Source organism: Sutcliffiella sp. FSL R7-0096, from assembly GCF_038595065.1.
In the GTDB taxonomy this organism is placed as follows: Bacteria; Bacillota; Bacilli; order Bacillales; family Bacillaceae_I; genus Sutcliffiella_A.
The window spans coordinates 568,124-582,778 of the sequence record NZ_CP152003.1; the positions used below are offsets into that span (position 1 = coordinate 568,124).

A 14,655-nucleotide genomic window follows, 5' to 3' on the forward strand; every position below is an offset into this window, starting at 1 on the left:
TGCCTCCTATGTTACAGAGGCACTCTTTCCTCGTTCTAATTAAAATTGTGGTGCTCTCGGATTGTCATTCACAGACCAGCCTTCATAAAGACCGATATCGTCAAATGCTCCCAAGAACGCGTTATACTCTTCGCTACCCTCGCCATAAAGGTCGATGGCAGATTGTAAAATCGCTTCACGGAACTCCGCAAAAGAAGCGTCATAGTGCAGGTAGTCATACGCGCGGTACCAAGTGTCCGCAACCACTGTTCTACCCATGCCATACTCTTCCGCTACAAGGTAGGCAGAGTGCTGAAGAATCGTACAGTTGATGTGTACGCCACCATTATCCATGTTCGCAGGCAAGTAGTAGTACTCATCCATATGAGCCGGGTAGCGACCTTCGCCGTCAATGCTGTAAGGCCAGTAAACAGCACCTGTCGGGAATTTACCAGGGTCTTCGTTGCTTCGAAGGGCCGTTCTGCCATTCGCCAACCATTCCTCACCCATGATATCCTCGCCGATATCCCAGTTGCTATCGTCCACTAGTGCTGCAAAAGTATCAGAGTAGGCTTCATTGATGGCACCAGTTTCAAAGCGGTAGCGAAGGCCACCATTGTAATGCGTGATGCCGTGTACCATTTCATGCGCTGTTACATCAAGAGCAGCAAGTGGAATGAATTGTTTTCCATCGCCATCTCCATATGTCATCATCGCGATTCCGTTACTCCAAAATGCGTTATTATACTCTCTTCCGTAGTGTACACGGGAATTGATGGCCATGCCGTTATCATCCAAGGAGTTGCGTCCGTGGTTATTTAAGAAATAGTCATACACGATTCGGGAGTTGGAATGCGCGTCCACCGCAGGACCTTGTCCAACCGTTTCCCATGTACTGCTGTCACCCGTGTATTCTACATCTTTCCAAGAAGCATTCGTATTGGAATATAACCACATTTGATTGGATGTGTTTCTCATATTATAGGTAAAAATTCCGTTCATTTGTGGAGAAGTGTAATCCGCAAGGAAGAACTGGGATCCCTCGCCACTGCCAGGAACATTCCCGTGTGAAAGGTTTAACAGCTTCGTTAAACCAGTCGTACCTAAGCCAGAACCACGCGCCGGCTTTAATTTTCCAGCATTCTCAACGGCTTTCGGATTTGGACCTTGCTCCACTTTTAAAGCAGAAGAACCTTCTACGTTGTTCGTTCCAATGATATCTTCAAAAAAACCTAAGCCTGTCATCGCATTATATTGATCTAGCACTTTACCATTGTGGGCATCCACATACACATACCAGTTACCAGCTTCGCCTTCGAAAAATTCAAGGTTTACTCGGTAAGCAAGATGATATTCTTCTTCAAGTGGATAGATGATTAACTCAGAGGACTCCACAGGAACTTCTGCAGGAGCGTCAACTGCTACTTTCGCCTCCGTTACCGCTTTGTCCGCTTGAATGGAAGGGGTGGTGTTGATTTCTAAGGAATCTAGTTTTGTATCGAAGTTTCCATTTACAGTTGTAATGACATTCTCATCATTAAAATGAACATTCAGTTCATTTCGATCGACCGGAACGCCATTTTTAGTTTGTTGCAGGCGAACGTGGGTCATCCCAAGGTCATCGGTTGTTGCTCTTACTTCCTTCAAATCTTTCTCAGGATTGTTCATGTGGAAAAAGTCCTTATGTTTGCCAAGGAACTTCTTCGCATTTTGAGCATCTGCCTTTGCTTGCTTTTCTGATAGAATACCAGCTACAAAGGAAGGTGGTCCCTGATTGCCTTGATTGTCGACAACCCTTACTTTTCCTTTACTTTTAAATTCCTGTAGTGAGCTCGCCGCGTTCGACGATGGTCCGCCGGAGAAAAGACCAGCGAAGATAAGAAATACTACTGCAGATAAAACAAAGATCTTCTTCAAATAAACCCATCCCCTTTAAATACTTAGTGTTACGAAAATATCGGGTTGCGATATTTCGACAAGTTTATCGTAATGCAAAGGAGGGAAATGGTAAACAGACTATTCAGACTATTTTTAAGGTCAGGGGAACTTGAACACGGGAGAAATGATAAAAAATGACAGGATTTGCTATGACTTAAGGCGCGGTAACGTGGTAAAGTACGTAGGATATTTACCCTGTTTTTTGGAAGGAGAAGTTTGGAATATAATGTAGAAAACAGGTTAAATGATAGTTTGGAAGTATGGACAATGCTGAATAGATGTATATAATAGGAAAATATTACTTGTATTTCTAATTTAAGAGGGGAGAGGTTCAGGAGTATGACTATTTTTTTAGAGACAGAAAGATTACTATTACGCAGATTAGAGCTAAGAGACGCCGATCGTGTCGAAGAACTGGCAAGTGATTATGAACTTGCCAAAACAACCCTAACCGTGCCGCATCCTTATCCTCCGGGATCTGCGGCGGATTTCATTCGAAGTATGTGGGATTCAAAAGAGAGGGGACTGGTGGTATTTGCGATTGTGGAAAAAGAAATTGACAGTTTAATAGGTATTATCAATATCAAGCAGACTCTTTCTTACAAACGTGGCGAGCTTGGATACTGGATCGGCCGTCCCTACTGGGGGAAAGGGTATGGGACCGAGGCGGCACGTGCGGTGGTTGCGTTTGGATTCAAAGAGCTAGGCTTAAACAAAATGTTCGCAGGTGCATTCGCCGATAACCCAGGTTCCTGGCGCATCATGGAAAAAGTCGGCATGAAGCACGAGGGAACCTGGCGCCAGCATGCGATGAGGGACGGTAGATTTGTAGACTTGGCATATTATGGATTGCTGCGGGAAGAGTTTGAGAGGGGAAATTGATTTCTTATGGACATTGATCCCGGGGGATTCTGGGAGTAATGTCTTTTTTAGATGGGGAGGATTAGAGTGGCTACAGGGGAAATAGTGCTTTGGCACGAACTTGAGGTGATTTGGCACGAAATTCCATCTCCATAAAAAAAACGACAGTACCCATCCATACTGTCGCTTTCCTTTTACAAATGCTATACTCCAGCCACCAAAACCTCCACCCCAGCAGCCTTCAACGCATCCACTTTCTCCTTATCTGTCTCCGCATCAGTAATCACCACATCCAACTTCCCAACCGGGTACATGCCGGCAAACATCTCCTGCCCCACCTTTGTATGCTCAAACATGGCAACCAGTTTCTTCGAGTTATCATAAACCGTCTTATAAAATATGGCCACCTCCGGCGTTGCGGTACTCATCCCTTTTACAGAAAGAGCCCCTGCCGTTGCAAAGCACAAATCCACGGTAAACTGTCGCGCAAATTCGTTCGCCAATGCATCTGTGATGTTGCCGGAGCTTTTCACATTCCCGCCAATTAAAAAGGTCGAGATGTTATCAGACCCGCGCAAAGCATACGCAATTTCAAGTGAGTTGGTCAGCACAGTGAATGGAATGTCCTTTGGTAGATATTTGAGTAGCACATAATGAATCGACGCTCCGCCGATAAATACCGTTTGATTAGCTTTTACATATCCTGCCGCCAATTCTGCAATGGCATTCTGGTGTTCCGTGCCGTCCCCAAAGCGCTCTGCAGGAGGACGTGGCAGAGTACGAACGGATGCTACCGGGATTGCACCCCCGTGTGTGCGTTTTAATAATCCCTGTTCTTCCATGATGGATAAATCCCTGCGGATGGAATCGATGGACATATTAAATTGATCCGCCAAATCCTTAGCCAGCACTCTTCCTTCCAGATTCAATACCTTCAAAATTTCTCCCCGTCTTTCATCAGTAAACAAGAACATCACCCCAATATTTGAATTCAACTTCTTTCCTATTATTTCATGTTTATTCATGTTTTGTCAACTTTAATCTTCACGTTTACGCTTTTTTGTTCCGCTTTAACATTTTTAAAAGGAAAGAACAGGCAGGAAGTCGAAATGTGTGGAATGTGTTTTTTTAAGAAAGGGTGATAGAAATGAAGAAGATTCCAAAAAGCGTACAAAAGGTTTTAGACCTTTATATAGATAAATGTAATCAAGCGTTACCAGGGCTGCTGGACGGATTATACCTTCATGGATCCCTCGCAATAGATGCGTACATAGAAGGAGAAAGTGACGTGGATTTTGTTGCGGTGACAAGCCGGAAGCTGACAAATAAAGATGCGACTATCTTAAAAGATATTCACTTGAATCTTGCAGAAACATGCAAAAACCCGCAATTGGATGGCATATATGTGCAATCGTCCAACCTAGCAGCTGAGGGCTATTTTTATAATGAAGGGACCTTTGGTAAAGCGGTTCACGATATTCCTGTGACGTGGTGGTTGCTCAAGAACAAAGGAATAACGTTCATGGGGCAGGCTTCTAGCGAGCTGGCACTTAACGTAACAACGGAAGACCTCACAACCTATGTGCGAAAAAACATGAATGACTACTGGGCAACAAGGATATCTGCCATGGAAAAAAAGCAGGATCAACTTATCAATTATCCAGTCAAACACATAGAAGCGGAAATGGAATGGACAGTGCTGGGGTTGCTTCGTCAATTTTACACATTAAAGGAAGAGAATATCATTTCCAAGCTGGCTGCAGGAGCGTATGGATTACGTGTACTTGAACCGAAATGGCATGGCCTCGTACAAGAGGCAATCAATATCCGGCAAGGAAATCCAGAAAGAAGCTTTACCACAAATGAAAAGAGACTTAATGCCACGATTCATTTTGCTAAAGAGCTTATACAATTTTGTAATGAAAATGGACTTGGAGAAAAAGAGAATCAGAGTAAGAGTGAGGTTAAACTAGTAAACTTTCAAATCGAACACTTGGAACATTTATCAGAATACAAGTTAACAGAAAGTCAGTTGAAATTTACTTCCCATCCCAGGGACGCATGGAAGGCTTGTGAAACGGATAAGGGAAGGCATCCCGTAGTTATTTTAAAGGATGGGCGCCCTGCAGGCTTTTTCGTCCTTTATGAGGGAGAAGAAATTCCAAGTTATACGGACAACCCTAATGCCATTCTTTTGCGGGCATATTCCGTCTCCCTACAATTTCAAGGACAAGGCATTGCAGGGAAGTCACTAGAGTTGCTTCCAGATTATGTGGAGCTGAATTTCCCTCAGGTGGAAGAGGTGGTTTTGGCTGTGAATCGAAGAAATGAAACGGCTCAACGGGTTTACTTGAGGGCTGGATTCGAAGACAGTGGAAAAAGGGTGATGGGGCAAATGGGAGAGCAGTTTGTGTACCGATTGAAAGTGAATGGAGAGAAAATGCCATGAAGCATGCACTGGTGGTTGGTGGAACCGGGATGCTTTCAGAGGTATGCACTTGGTTAGTGGAACAGGATTATCACGTTTCTGTAATCGGAAGGAATCCAGAGAAAATGAGCCACCTTGTAGAGAAAACAGATAAGGATAAAATAACTCCACTACTTGTCGACTATAAAAAAATAGATCAGTTAGACATCCTTCTCAAACAAACGATTTCTGAAAAGGGTCCATTCACATTGGTTGTTGCGTGGGTTCATACTGGTGGAGAGCAGGGGTTAGGAAGACTGATTGAAATTGTAGCAGAAACAAGTGGAACATGGGAGTTGAATCACGTACTTGGAAGTCGGGCAAAACTGGCGGAAGTGAAAAGTGGCCTCCTCATTCCAAGGACTTGTAACTACCATCAAGTCCAACTCGGTTTCAAGCTAGAGGAGGACAGGGGAAGATGGTTGAAAAACCATGAAATTTCTGAAGGAGTTATGGAAGCTATTCAGTATAAAGCACCAACTTTGCTAGTCGGGGTGTTGGAACCAGCGAAAATGAGACCGTGAAGGAGAATGCTTATGAGCTATCAAAATGCACTAAATCAATACATTGAAGCAACAAATACCCACAACTTCGATAATGTGGAAAAATTGCTCCACGCCAATGTGGTTTATTGGTTCACCAATAGTTCCTGCACTACCATGGAAGAAATCCGAGCCTTTTTCGAAAACGCATGGGACACGATCAAAGAGGAAATCTACTCGGCAAAGGATGTGGAGTGGATTGCGGTGGATGAGCACACGGCCACATGCCTCTATACCTTTCATTATGAAGGGTACCTGAACGGGGAGTTCATTTCTGGCAGCGGGCGTGCAACCAATGTATTTGTAAAAGATGAGGGACAATGGAAGTTGATTCACGAGCATTTGAGCCGATAAAAAGGAAAATGGTTTGTAAAAGGGGGAATGTTATGAACTGCAAAATAGTATTTTTTGATATCGATGGCACCCTTACACATCACGAGGATGGCAGTATTTCAGAGAAAACAATAGCCGCCATCCAAACGTTAAAAGATAAAGGGCTTATCGTGGTGGCAGCAACCGGCCGCCCGCTATCCATGTGTGAGGAGATTCGGGAGCTTGGAATTGATACGTTCATCACTGCCAATGGAGGGTATGCCAAGCATTTAGAAGAGGTTATCCATAAAATTCCGCTGGATAAAAAGGTGATGGAAGAAGTGGTCCAGTTTGCTTCAGAACAGAAACACGGACTTTCTTTTTATACGGAAGGCTTCCATATGAACGGGGTGGAAGAACCGCGGATCTCACAAGCGTTGAAAGAAACACTGGGGGTACTAGGGTTAGAGGACTTCTCGGTGATGGACCAAACCAATGAACAGGAAGTCTATCTCATGTGCTTGTTTGCAGCGGAAGACATGATGGAGCCATACACGGAAAGATTCCCGCACCTGACATTCAGGAGATGGCACCCGTTTATCTTGAATGTATTGCAAGAGGATGTTTCTAAATCTGTCGCCATTCTGAAGTTATTAAACTACTTCGGTATCGACAAGTCCGAGGCAGTCGCCTTCGGGGATGGGGAGAATGACATCGACATGCTCGAGCTTGTTGGCTATGGTGTTGCGATGGGGAACGGCAGCGACAGGTTGAAATCAGTTGCTGACTTTGTCACCAAAAATTCTAGTGAAGATGGAATTGAATATGCATTGAAAAAACTACAAATCATTTAGGGGGCACACGACCATGTTCGTACATAAAATTGATGAGGAACTATCCTTGAAGCTAGCAGAGGAAAAAGATGCGGAACGACTATTCGAGCTAACCGACAACTCCAGGGACTATTTGCGTGAGTGGTTGCCATGGTTGGACTTTACAAAAAAGGTGGAGGACTCCAAGGATTTCATAAAAGGAACCAGACAAAGCCATGCGGAAAATAAAGCAATGACTACATTGATCCTTTATAAAGGGGAAATCGTTGGTGTTGCAGGCTACAATACACTTGACTGGACGAACAAAGTAACGTATATCGGGTACTGGTTGGATAAGGATTATCAAGGGAATGGCATCATGACAAGGGTGGCGGAAGCTCTGACGGACTATGCCATCACGGAACTTGGGATGAACCGGGTTGATATTCGTGCCGCGGTGGAGAACGTAAAAAGCAGGTCCATTCCAGAGAGACTCGGATTTACGTTGGAAGGAAAGATCCGTCAAGCCGAATGGCTGTATGACCGTCATGTTGATCATGCGGTATACGGAATGCTTGCAGAGGATTGGAAAAAACGAAAAGCTGGAGGAATGTAAGCTGAAGCGAAAATTTTTATGGTGGGGTTCAGGGGGGATCATTCTGGCCCTGCTCCTGTCGTTTGTCTTTTGGGGATCGCCTTGGGGCATGTGGACGAACAAACAAGCATTCGAAGCGTATTTGGAAGAGAAATACGGCAAGGATTTTGTGATCAAGGATATCTCTTTTGATTTTTTTCATACAAGAAAGTATCACGCTTATGCCTATGCAAAAGACGATCCGGAACTTTTGTTTTATGTGGGGCAGAATCGGTATACGGGGGAAATGCAAGATGGGTATGGGTATGAGGTTTGGAGTTTTGAGGCAAACAAGGAGATTGGTCCAATAATAGAAGAATATTATCCGAATCTCACTAATTATGGGACTAGTTTGATCTTACCTGAAACAGAACCAAAAGATGTAATTAGGGTGGATTATAAAAAGCATGCAACAGTTGAAGTGGGAGTCTCCGTAGAAAATGTCCGAGTGAACAGCGCAAACAGCGACAAAGAAATAGAGCGGGCCTTCCGGTTTTTACAGGCATTAAAAGAAAAGGGAGTTCCCCTTCATCATGTTGGCATCAGCTATCAAAATAGAACACTTCAGTTGCAGAAGGATGATATCTCAAGCATCAATAGCTTAGAGGATCTAGGGGAGCACTTAAAGTCATATCAATAAAAAATGTAATGGAGGATAGGAAATATGGCTTTTCATATATGGGAAGGTATAGCCGTACGTTTGCGGCCGATCCAGCCTTCAGATTGGGAGGAATTCCATAAGGACGGGATGGATTCAGAGATTGCCAGATTGAATGATGCCATCTATGGGCCAAGGTCGGAAGAGGGCACCAAGAGATGGACAGAAAGGGAGTCGGAAAAGGGCTGGGATGGCCATAACTTTAGGCTTGCCATCGAGAACTTCAGCGGTGAGCTTGTCGGTAGCATCAGCACAAACAGTTGCGACCTGCAAAACGGCACATTCAGCTATGGCGTCAGTATTTTCCGTGAGCACTGGAAGAAAGGGTATGCGAGTGATGCCGTCCGAGTTGTGCTGCGCTATTTCTTCGGGGAACTCAGGTATCAGAAAGTGAATGCGCATGTGTATGTTTTTAACGAAGGATCTGTTAAGTTGCATGAACGTCTCGGATTTGTAGAAGAGGGGCGCATGCGTAATATGGTGTATACAGATGGAGGCTACCATGATGTGTTGTTATTCGGCCTGACACACGAAGAATTCAAAGAAAAGAACAGATAGCATGAGTGCACTATTCAAAAGGATTGATACCGTATTTCTAGAGGGTGGGCGCGTTTCATTAGTGCCTTGAGATAGTAATAATGGATATATCATTTTTAGGATGGATATCGCCCCAATGTCAGGTGGTATGGGGCGCTCAAAATGGTTGGTCCCACCTCAAAATAAAACATAATTACCAAACCCCACTTTTAGAGAGACCCAAGTGCACATAAAGAAGCCTTTCCACATCCACGAAAGGCTTCTTGCTCATTTTTTCCTTTGTATTCTACTAATCAGAAACTCGACTCTCTCCTCATATCCCTCATCAAGTGATGACAGTTTGGGAATCGCAATCCCGTCCTGGATAAGCTTCCCTTTAAACAGTATGTAGTAGTCCTTTGTTTCAATCATTTCCGTATGGTTGGAAAAGTCAAACCTCGATTGGTCTTTACCCGCTAGGAAATAGTCGTCTCCCTCTTCATACCGCACTACTATTTCCTCATCAAAAACTGGCTTCCTCAATAAAATGACTCCAGCAAGAAAAGTGACCACCTTTATCAATAGAAAAGCAACAGCGAACGGAACGAGAAATGCCATTACGGCGGACATGATAAAGATTCCGGTAGGGATTTCCCCGTACATCTGAAGCAGGTCGATAAAGGAATAGATGCTGAAAAGCAAAGCCCCTATATAAAAGAGAATTCTCCCATAGCGCCAAGGTTTAAACTGATCAACCAGCGCGGATAAAGCATGTCTTGTGACTTCGTACTTGAATTCTATCTGGCGAATGACGGTTTCCCCCTAGTTCTTGATGATTACTATCTTACCACCAGAGAGGAGAAGCGAAACATATATGGTAAAAACCATTTACATTTGTTTCCTATGTTATATAATTATATTCAAACGAACGTTTGAATGTTGAAGGGAGGATGGCAGAATGGAATCTTATCAGGTTGTTATTATTGGGGCAGGTCAAGCGGGATTATCGATGGGCTATTATCTTAAAAAAGAGGGAATTCCATTTATCATCCTGGACGGCAATGAAAGGGTGGGAGATTCCTGGCGGAAAAGGTATCAATCCCTTGTTTTATTTACTCCGCGCAGGTACAGCTCTCTTCCTGGGTTGCCATTGTCAGGGGAGCCAGAGGGGTTTCCTACTAAAGACGAACTAGGGGAATACTTATTGAAATATGTCAGTCATTTTGATCTTCCCATAAAAAATAATGTGCAGGTACAATCGTTAACGAAAATGAATGGTACATTCCAGATGATCACCAATCAAGGGGACATCTCCGCAACAAACGTAATTGTTGCGACAGGAGCATTCCAAAAACCATACATACCACAAATTTTCGAATCACAAGATAATCTGCCTTCGCAGCTTCACTCCTCAGAATACAGTTCACCAAAAGATATGAACGGAGATAGCGTCCTGGTAGTAGGAGGAGGGAATTCCGGAGCCCAGATTGCGGTGGAATTGGCAAAAGAAAAACAGGTGACCATCGCTGTCAGCCATCGTTTTAAATTTCTTCCTCTTAAGTTTTTAGGCAGAAGCATCTTCAGCTGGTTGGAGCGGACTGGGCTCTTATTTGCAGGAGTTGATACACCTAAAGGAATGTGGTTCCAAAAACAGTCCGATCCCATCTTTGGAAAAGAACTAAAAGCATATCTGAAAAACGGGAAAGTGAAGCTGAAGCCGCGTGTCAGTATGGTTGATGGAAACAAAGTTAAGTTTGAAGACGATACCAATCAAGAGTTCGATAGTATCGTTTGGTCAACAGGTTTCATTCCCGCATACGACTGTATTAACATTAATGGAGTCATGGGCGTGGACGGTAAGCCAATTCATAAAAGAGGGGTGACAAATATAAGTGGATTGTACTTTTTGGGTTTGCCATGGCAATACACAAGGGGATCTGGATTGATTTGTGGAGTGGGGAGGGATGCAAAGTATTTGATGGAGTTTTTCTCTAGAAAATCTTAAAAGGAAAAAGCATAGCCAATCCACCCCCGGATCAGCTATGCCCAACTGCCTTATCCTCAAACTGTCCCCAATTCGTCACCTTTTCCAACACAATCGAGAGCAGTACTCCCATAATCAATCCATTAGCCAAGAACGGTTGCAATAACACCGGTAACGGACCAAAAACAGCCGGCGAGGTGTTCATCAAGCACACTCCCAATAATACCGGAGCGGCCAAACGAAAAATCGTATCCGAGTTGAAAACAGCGCCCCGTAAACTACCATAAGCGGTTCCGAACAACTGAAGGTAAGCAACAAACAGCACCGCGTTCCCTACCGTCATAGGCATTGTCACCAAGAAAGAGGTCAACGGTGGTACAAGTCCAATGGCTGCAAGCATGAAACCACCTATGAAAAACGGTTTCCGGTCCAATATCCTTGTACTCTGCAAAAATCCGATCGTCGACGTGAATGGCGTGTATGGGACAAGTCCGAATAGGGATGCAATGACAGAAAATAAACCGGTAAAAAAGAAGGAATTCCTGAATTGCCCTGGTGTGGCGGTCTCTCCATATAGGTCAGCTGCAGCCTGGACGGATGCAATCGTGTTACTCAGATTCAACACCCCTGCAAAAAATGCGACCGCAATTATTCCGTATTCAAGGTTCGGCGCCCCGAGCGGAAACAGGTCAAATGCGAAGGTAGCAGCCGGCGCCTCCTGTCCACCACCTGGAAACAGCAGAACATAGGCTATCCACCCAATGATGATCCCTATAAGAATCGCGAAGTTACCGATAACCCGCGGTGCTTTTATTTTCAACACACTTACAAAAATAACAAGCACAACAGAAAGGATGCTGACAGGTACATTCATCACGCCATCCTCTGTAATGCCAAGCATCCCTTGGAAAAATACCATCATCAATTGGAAGGTCAATAGGAAAAGGTACACCGTCATGACCATAGGCGTAAAAATACGCGGTAGTACTGACGTCCAGCCGAACACAGCAAGCAGCATGGTAAACCCTCCTGCGAGCAACAGTCCTGTCGCGACACCCCCACCTATTTCCGTGAAACTCATTCCTAGAGAAGAAGCAGTGAGCCCTAGATTCAGCATCACACCCCACAATAAACCAGAATGTCCTTCCAGCAGCGGGTAACGGTGGCCCATCCACCCTTGAAAGATGCACGCAAGCCCCGTGAAAAGAAGGGAGGCGCTCAGCATCATCCGGCTTACTTCCGGTGTCACATCAAATGCTGCCCCGATAGAAAGCGGAACCACGACCGTATTGGCGAAAATGAAAAAAAGCCATTGTAAGGAAGAAAACATCGTAAACGATGAGATTAATTTATTCATAGAAAAACTCCTTTAATATGCCCCTTCTTTCGCAAGTAGAGCTTCCATTTCCTTATAGCCCTTGCTTTTTGCATGTTGTAAAGGGGTAACACCATCTTTATCAGCTAGGTTAACGTCGGCATCGTGTTGGATGAGAAGAGAGACGATTTCCTGGTATGTCTCACTGCCATCAGTCAAAATAATCGCTTCCAATAATGCGGTCCAGCCAAGGTTATTTATATGATTCACGTTTTGATCTGCATGATTAAGCAGAAATTCCACCATTTCCACATGTCCTTTTTCAGAAGCCGGAATGAGGGCGTTCCCTCCATAACGGTTGGTGATAGTCTGATCCGTGCCAGCCTCAAGTGTAAGGCGGGCAATCTCCATGAGCCCTTCTGCCCCGGCATAGAGAAACGGTGTGTTTAAGAGGTCGTCCTGTATATTTATGTTTGCACCGTTTTCGATTAGAACGGCGACTGCATCCGGTTGATTCGCATAGGTAGCCGCCATGACAGCAGTCCTTCCCTTTTCATCAACGGCATTGATATCTTGCCCTTTTTCAATCATCGTCACTAAATCCAATGTATTTCCTCGTTTTGCAAGCTCGTGAAGCGTTTGTTCCATGCTTCCAACTCCTTTTGATGTATCTTTAGAATCTATTAATAAGACAGCCATCACAATTAAATTTAGTAGAACTAGAATTATTATCGGCCGCATGTCTTCTCCTGCCTTTCCCCAAATATATGGTATCATATGTAAAACCATATGTATGATATTAGTTTTGTAGTGAAATCATACGAAAAACATATAGGGTGGTGAAAAGACGTGGATCTTCGCCAATTGCGTTATTTTACTGTCATTGCAGAAGAGAAAAATATTTCACAAGCTGCGCGGAAATTACATATGTCCCAGCCTCCTCTGAGTCAGCAATTAAAGCAGATGGAAGAGGAATTAAAAGTAGAGCTTGTTCACCGGGAAGGGAAAAAATTACGTCTGACGGAAGCTGGTGAGAAGCTATATCACCATGCTGTTCAAATTACCAAGCTGATGGAAGAGGGCATGGAGGAAGTAAAGGAAATTGGTGATGGCCTCAAAGGATCCTTGAAAATTGGGGTAAACACCTTATCAGAAATCTCTTTATCTAATTTATTGTTTGCTTTTAAAGAAAGCTATCCCCAAGTGACATATGAAATACATCAAAATGAGTCCGGACAACTTCTTCAATTGTTACGAGAGCGGGTCATTGATATTGCCGTCATTCGTTTTCCAGTACAGTCAGAAGAATTTGCAAGCTTTATGCTGAAAAGGGAGCCATTCTATTTTGTGAGCGGGGAAGAGTGGAGGGGTTCTGTAAGCTTGGAATCTATCGCAAATGAATCACTCGTGTTACCAAGCACAAAGGGCCAGGGGTTGTACGATTATATAATGCAGGCATTCGCGCAACGAGGTTATGAACCGAATATTGTATGTGCAAGCTCCGATTTGACTCTGCTCTCTCGCTTAGTCCAGCAAGGGTTTGGTTCAACCTTGGTTCCAGAGAGTGCGATGCATATTTTTTACGGAACGGATGTCCATACATACCTTGTGGATGATGAGAATCTTAGTACTCAATACGGCGTTGCTTGGATGAAGAAATATTATTTGTCCAAAGTGGCAAAACGGTTTCTGGAAATGTATATGGAAATCACTTCTGACAGCTTGCCAAATTGATGTATAATAGGAAGCAGAAAGATATCCTTTTAATTTCTGAAAGAGAGTGAATATATATGGGTCGTAAATGGAACAACATCAAGGAAAAGAAGGCGGCAAAGGATCAAAATACAAGTAGAGTCTATTCCAAATTTGCCCTTGAAATCTATGTAGCAGCCAAGCAAGGCGAGCCGGATCCAGAATCTAACATGGCCTTGAAATTCGTTCTTGAGCGTGCGAAAACATACAACGTACCTCGTAACATCATCGACCGCGCCATCGAAAAGGCAAAAGGCGGCGGGGAAGAGAGCTATAACGAGCTTCGTTATGAAGGTTTCGGACCAAACGGATCGATGGTAATCGTGGACACATTGACAAACAACGTCAACCGTACAGCTTCCGAGGTGCGTGCAGCATTCGGTAAAAATGGTGGAAACATGGGCGTAAGTGGATCTGTTGCTTACATGTTCGACGCTACGGCTGTATTCGCATTTGAAGGGAAATCCTCCGACGAAGTACTTGAAGTGTTGATGGAAGCGGACCTTGACGTACGCGACATCATGGAAGAAGAGGAAACGGTTATTGTGTACGCAGAGCCAGATCAATTCCATGCCGTGCAAACAGCATTGAAAGGTGCGGGCGTGGAAGAGTTCTCCGTGGCTGAATTGACGATGCTAGCGCAAAACGAAGTGGAGCTTCCAGGAGACGCACAAGAGCAGTTTGAAAAGCTGATCGATGCGTTGGAAGACTGTGACGACGTGCAGCGCGTGTATCATAATGTGGATTTGGGTGAATGATTTGATTTTTAGGACAGGCTTCTATCTTTTGGGATAGGGGTCTGTTTTTTGTTAAGGATAGAGTAACGGTTTACTTGTGAGGTGCAAACAACCAAATCACAGTGCAATTCGCAACGGAACTCACAAC

Annotated in this window: 16 protein-coding genes; 11 read left to right on the forward strand and 5 right to left on the reverse strand. The window is 44.1% G+C overall.

All coding sequences use genetic code 11. The features are described 5' to 3' along the window. Nucleotides 1-39: 39 nt before the first annotated feature. Nucleotides 40-1,896, reverse strand: coding sequence for a M4 family metallopeptidase (locus MKY77_RS03055; RefSeq protein WP_339148786.1), 1,857 nt, complete (start codon nt 1,894-1,896; stop codon nt 40-42). A gap of 360 nt (nt 1,897-2,256) precedes the next feature. Here MKY77_RS03055 and MKY77_RS03060 point away from each other — a divergent pair, with 360 nt between their 5' ends. Then, nucleotides 2,257-2,799 (forward strand): GNAT family N-acetyltransferase, encoded by a 543-nt coding sequence (locus tag MKY77_RS03060; RefSeq protein WP_339148788.1) that lies wholly within the window; start codon nt 2,257-2,259, stop codon nt 2,797-2,799. 182 nt (nt 2,800-2,981) lie between these two features. Here the strand turns inward: MKY77_RS03060 and MKY77_RS03065 are convergent, their stop codons facing one another. After that, entirely contained in the window at nt 2,982-3,746 is a 765-nt protein-coding gene (locus MKY77_RS03065) for a DeoR/GlpR family DNA-binding transcription regulator (RefSeq protein WP_342515727.1), read from the reverse strand. Nucleotides 3,747-3,925: 179 nt separating this feature from the next. Here MKY77_RS03065 and MKY77_RS03070 point away from each other — a divergent pair, with 179 nt between their 5' ends. Genes MKY77_RS03070 through MKY77_RS03100 form a run of 7 tightly spaced genes read left to right on the forward strand, consistent with a single transcriptional unit; the run spans nt 3,926 to nt 8,761 of the window. Next, nucleotides 3,926-5,227, forward strand: a complete 1,302-nt coding sequence (locus tag MKY77_RS03070) for a GNAT family N-acetyltransferase (RefSeq protein ID WP_339148790.1) — start codon at nt 3,926-3,928, stop codon at nt 5,225-5,227. Continuing rightward, entirely contained in the window at nt 5,224-5,769 is a 546-nt protein-coding gene (locus MKY77_RS03075) for a short-chain dehydrogenase (protein WP_339148791.1), read from the forward strand. Before MKY77_RS03070 ends, MKY77_RS03075 begins: the two co-directional genes overlap by 4 nt. Before the next feature lie 12 nt (nt 5,770-5,781). After that, the gene (locus tag MKY77_RS03080) at nt 5,782-6,141 is read left to right on the forward strand and encodes a nuclear transport factor 2 family protein (RefSeq protein WP_339148792.1); all 360 of its coding nucleotides are present in this window, start codon (nt 5,782-5,784) and stop codon (nt 6,139-6,141) included. 32 nt (nt 6,142-6,173) lie between these two features. Beyond that, entirely contained in the window at nt 6,174-6,953 is a 780-nt protein-coding gene (locus MKY77_RS03085) for a Cof-type HAD-IIB family hydrolase (RefSeq protein ID WP_339148793.1), read from the forward strand. Between the two features lie 13 nt (nt 6,954-6,966). Then, complete coding sequence (locus tag MKY77_RS03090) at nt 6,967-7,527, forward strand: GNAT family N-acetyltransferase (protein ID WP_339148794.1); 561 nt, start codon at nt 6,967-6,969, stop codon at nt 7,525-7,527. Next, on the forward strand, nt 7,460-8,185 hold the full coding sequence (locus tag MKY77_RS03095; protein ID WP_342515643.1) for a hypothetical protein: 726 nt from the start codon (nt 7,460-7,462) through the stop codon (nt 8,183-8,185). Before MKY77_RS03090 ends, MKY77_RS03095 begins: the two co-directional genes overlap by 68 nt. A 24-nt stretch (nt 8,186-8,209) precedes the next feature. After that, nucleotides 8,210-8,761, forward strand: coding sequence for a GNAT family N-acetyltransferase (locus MKY77_RS03100; protein ID WP_339148797.1), 552 nt, complete (start codon nt 8,210-8,212; stop codon nt 8,759-8,761). Nucleotides 8,762-9,007: 246 nt separating this feature from the next. Here MKY77_RS03100 and MKY77_RS03105 read toward each other — a convergent pair whose 3' ends face one another. Then, entirely contained in the window at nt 9,008-9,421 is a 414-nt protein-coding gene (locus MKY77_RS03105; RefSeq protein ID WP_339148799.1) for a hypothetical protein, read from the reverse strand. A 256-nt stretch (nt 9,422-9,677) separates the two neighbouring features. On the opposite strand from MKY77_RS03105, the gene MKY77_RS03110 reads away from it, so the two are divergent. Further along, on the forward strand, nt 9,678-10,724 hold the full coding sequence (locus MKY77_RS03110) for an NAD(P)/FAD-dependent oxidoreductase (protein WP_339148800.1): 1,047 nt from the start codon (nt 9,678-9,680) through the stop codon (nt 10,722-10,724). A 31-nt stretch (nt 10,725-10,755) separates the two neighbouring features. Here MKY77_RS03110 and MKY77_RS03115 read toward each other — a convergent pair whose 3' ends face one another. Both MKY77_RS03115 and MKY77_RS03120 read right to left on the reverse strand, forming a co-directional pair. Then, nucleotides 10,756-12,060 (reverse strand): uracil/xanthine transporter, encoded by a 1,305-nt coding sequence (locus MKY77_RS03115; RefSeq protein ID WP_339148801.1) that lies wholly within the window; start codon nt 12,058-12,060, stop codon nt 10,756-10,758. Between the two features lie 12 nt (nt 12,061-12,072). After that, entirely contained in the window at nt 12,073-12,759 is a 687-nt protein-coding gene (locus MKY77_RS03120; RefSeq protein WP_339148803.1) for an ankyrin repeat domain-containing protein, read from the reverse strand. 108 nt (nt 12,760-12,867) lie between these two features. Between MKY77_RS03120 and MKY77_RS03125 the strand changes: the two genes are divergently transcribed. Continuing rightward, on the forward strand, nt 12,868-13,752 hold the full coding sequence (locus tag MKY77_RS03125) for a LysR family transcriptional regulator (protein ID WP_339148804.1): 885 nt from the start codon (nt 12,868-12,870) through the stop codon (nt 13,750-13,752). A gap of 56 nt (nt 13,753-13,808) precedes the next feature. Then, on the forward strand, nt 13,809-14,528 hold the full coding sequence (locus MKY77_RS03130) for a YebC/PmpR family DNA-binding transcriptional regulator (RefSeq protein ID WP_339148805.1): 720 nt from the start codon (nt 13,809-13,811) through the stop codon (nt 14,526-14,528). The last annotated feature ends 127 nt before the right edge of the window (nt 14,529-14,655 follow it).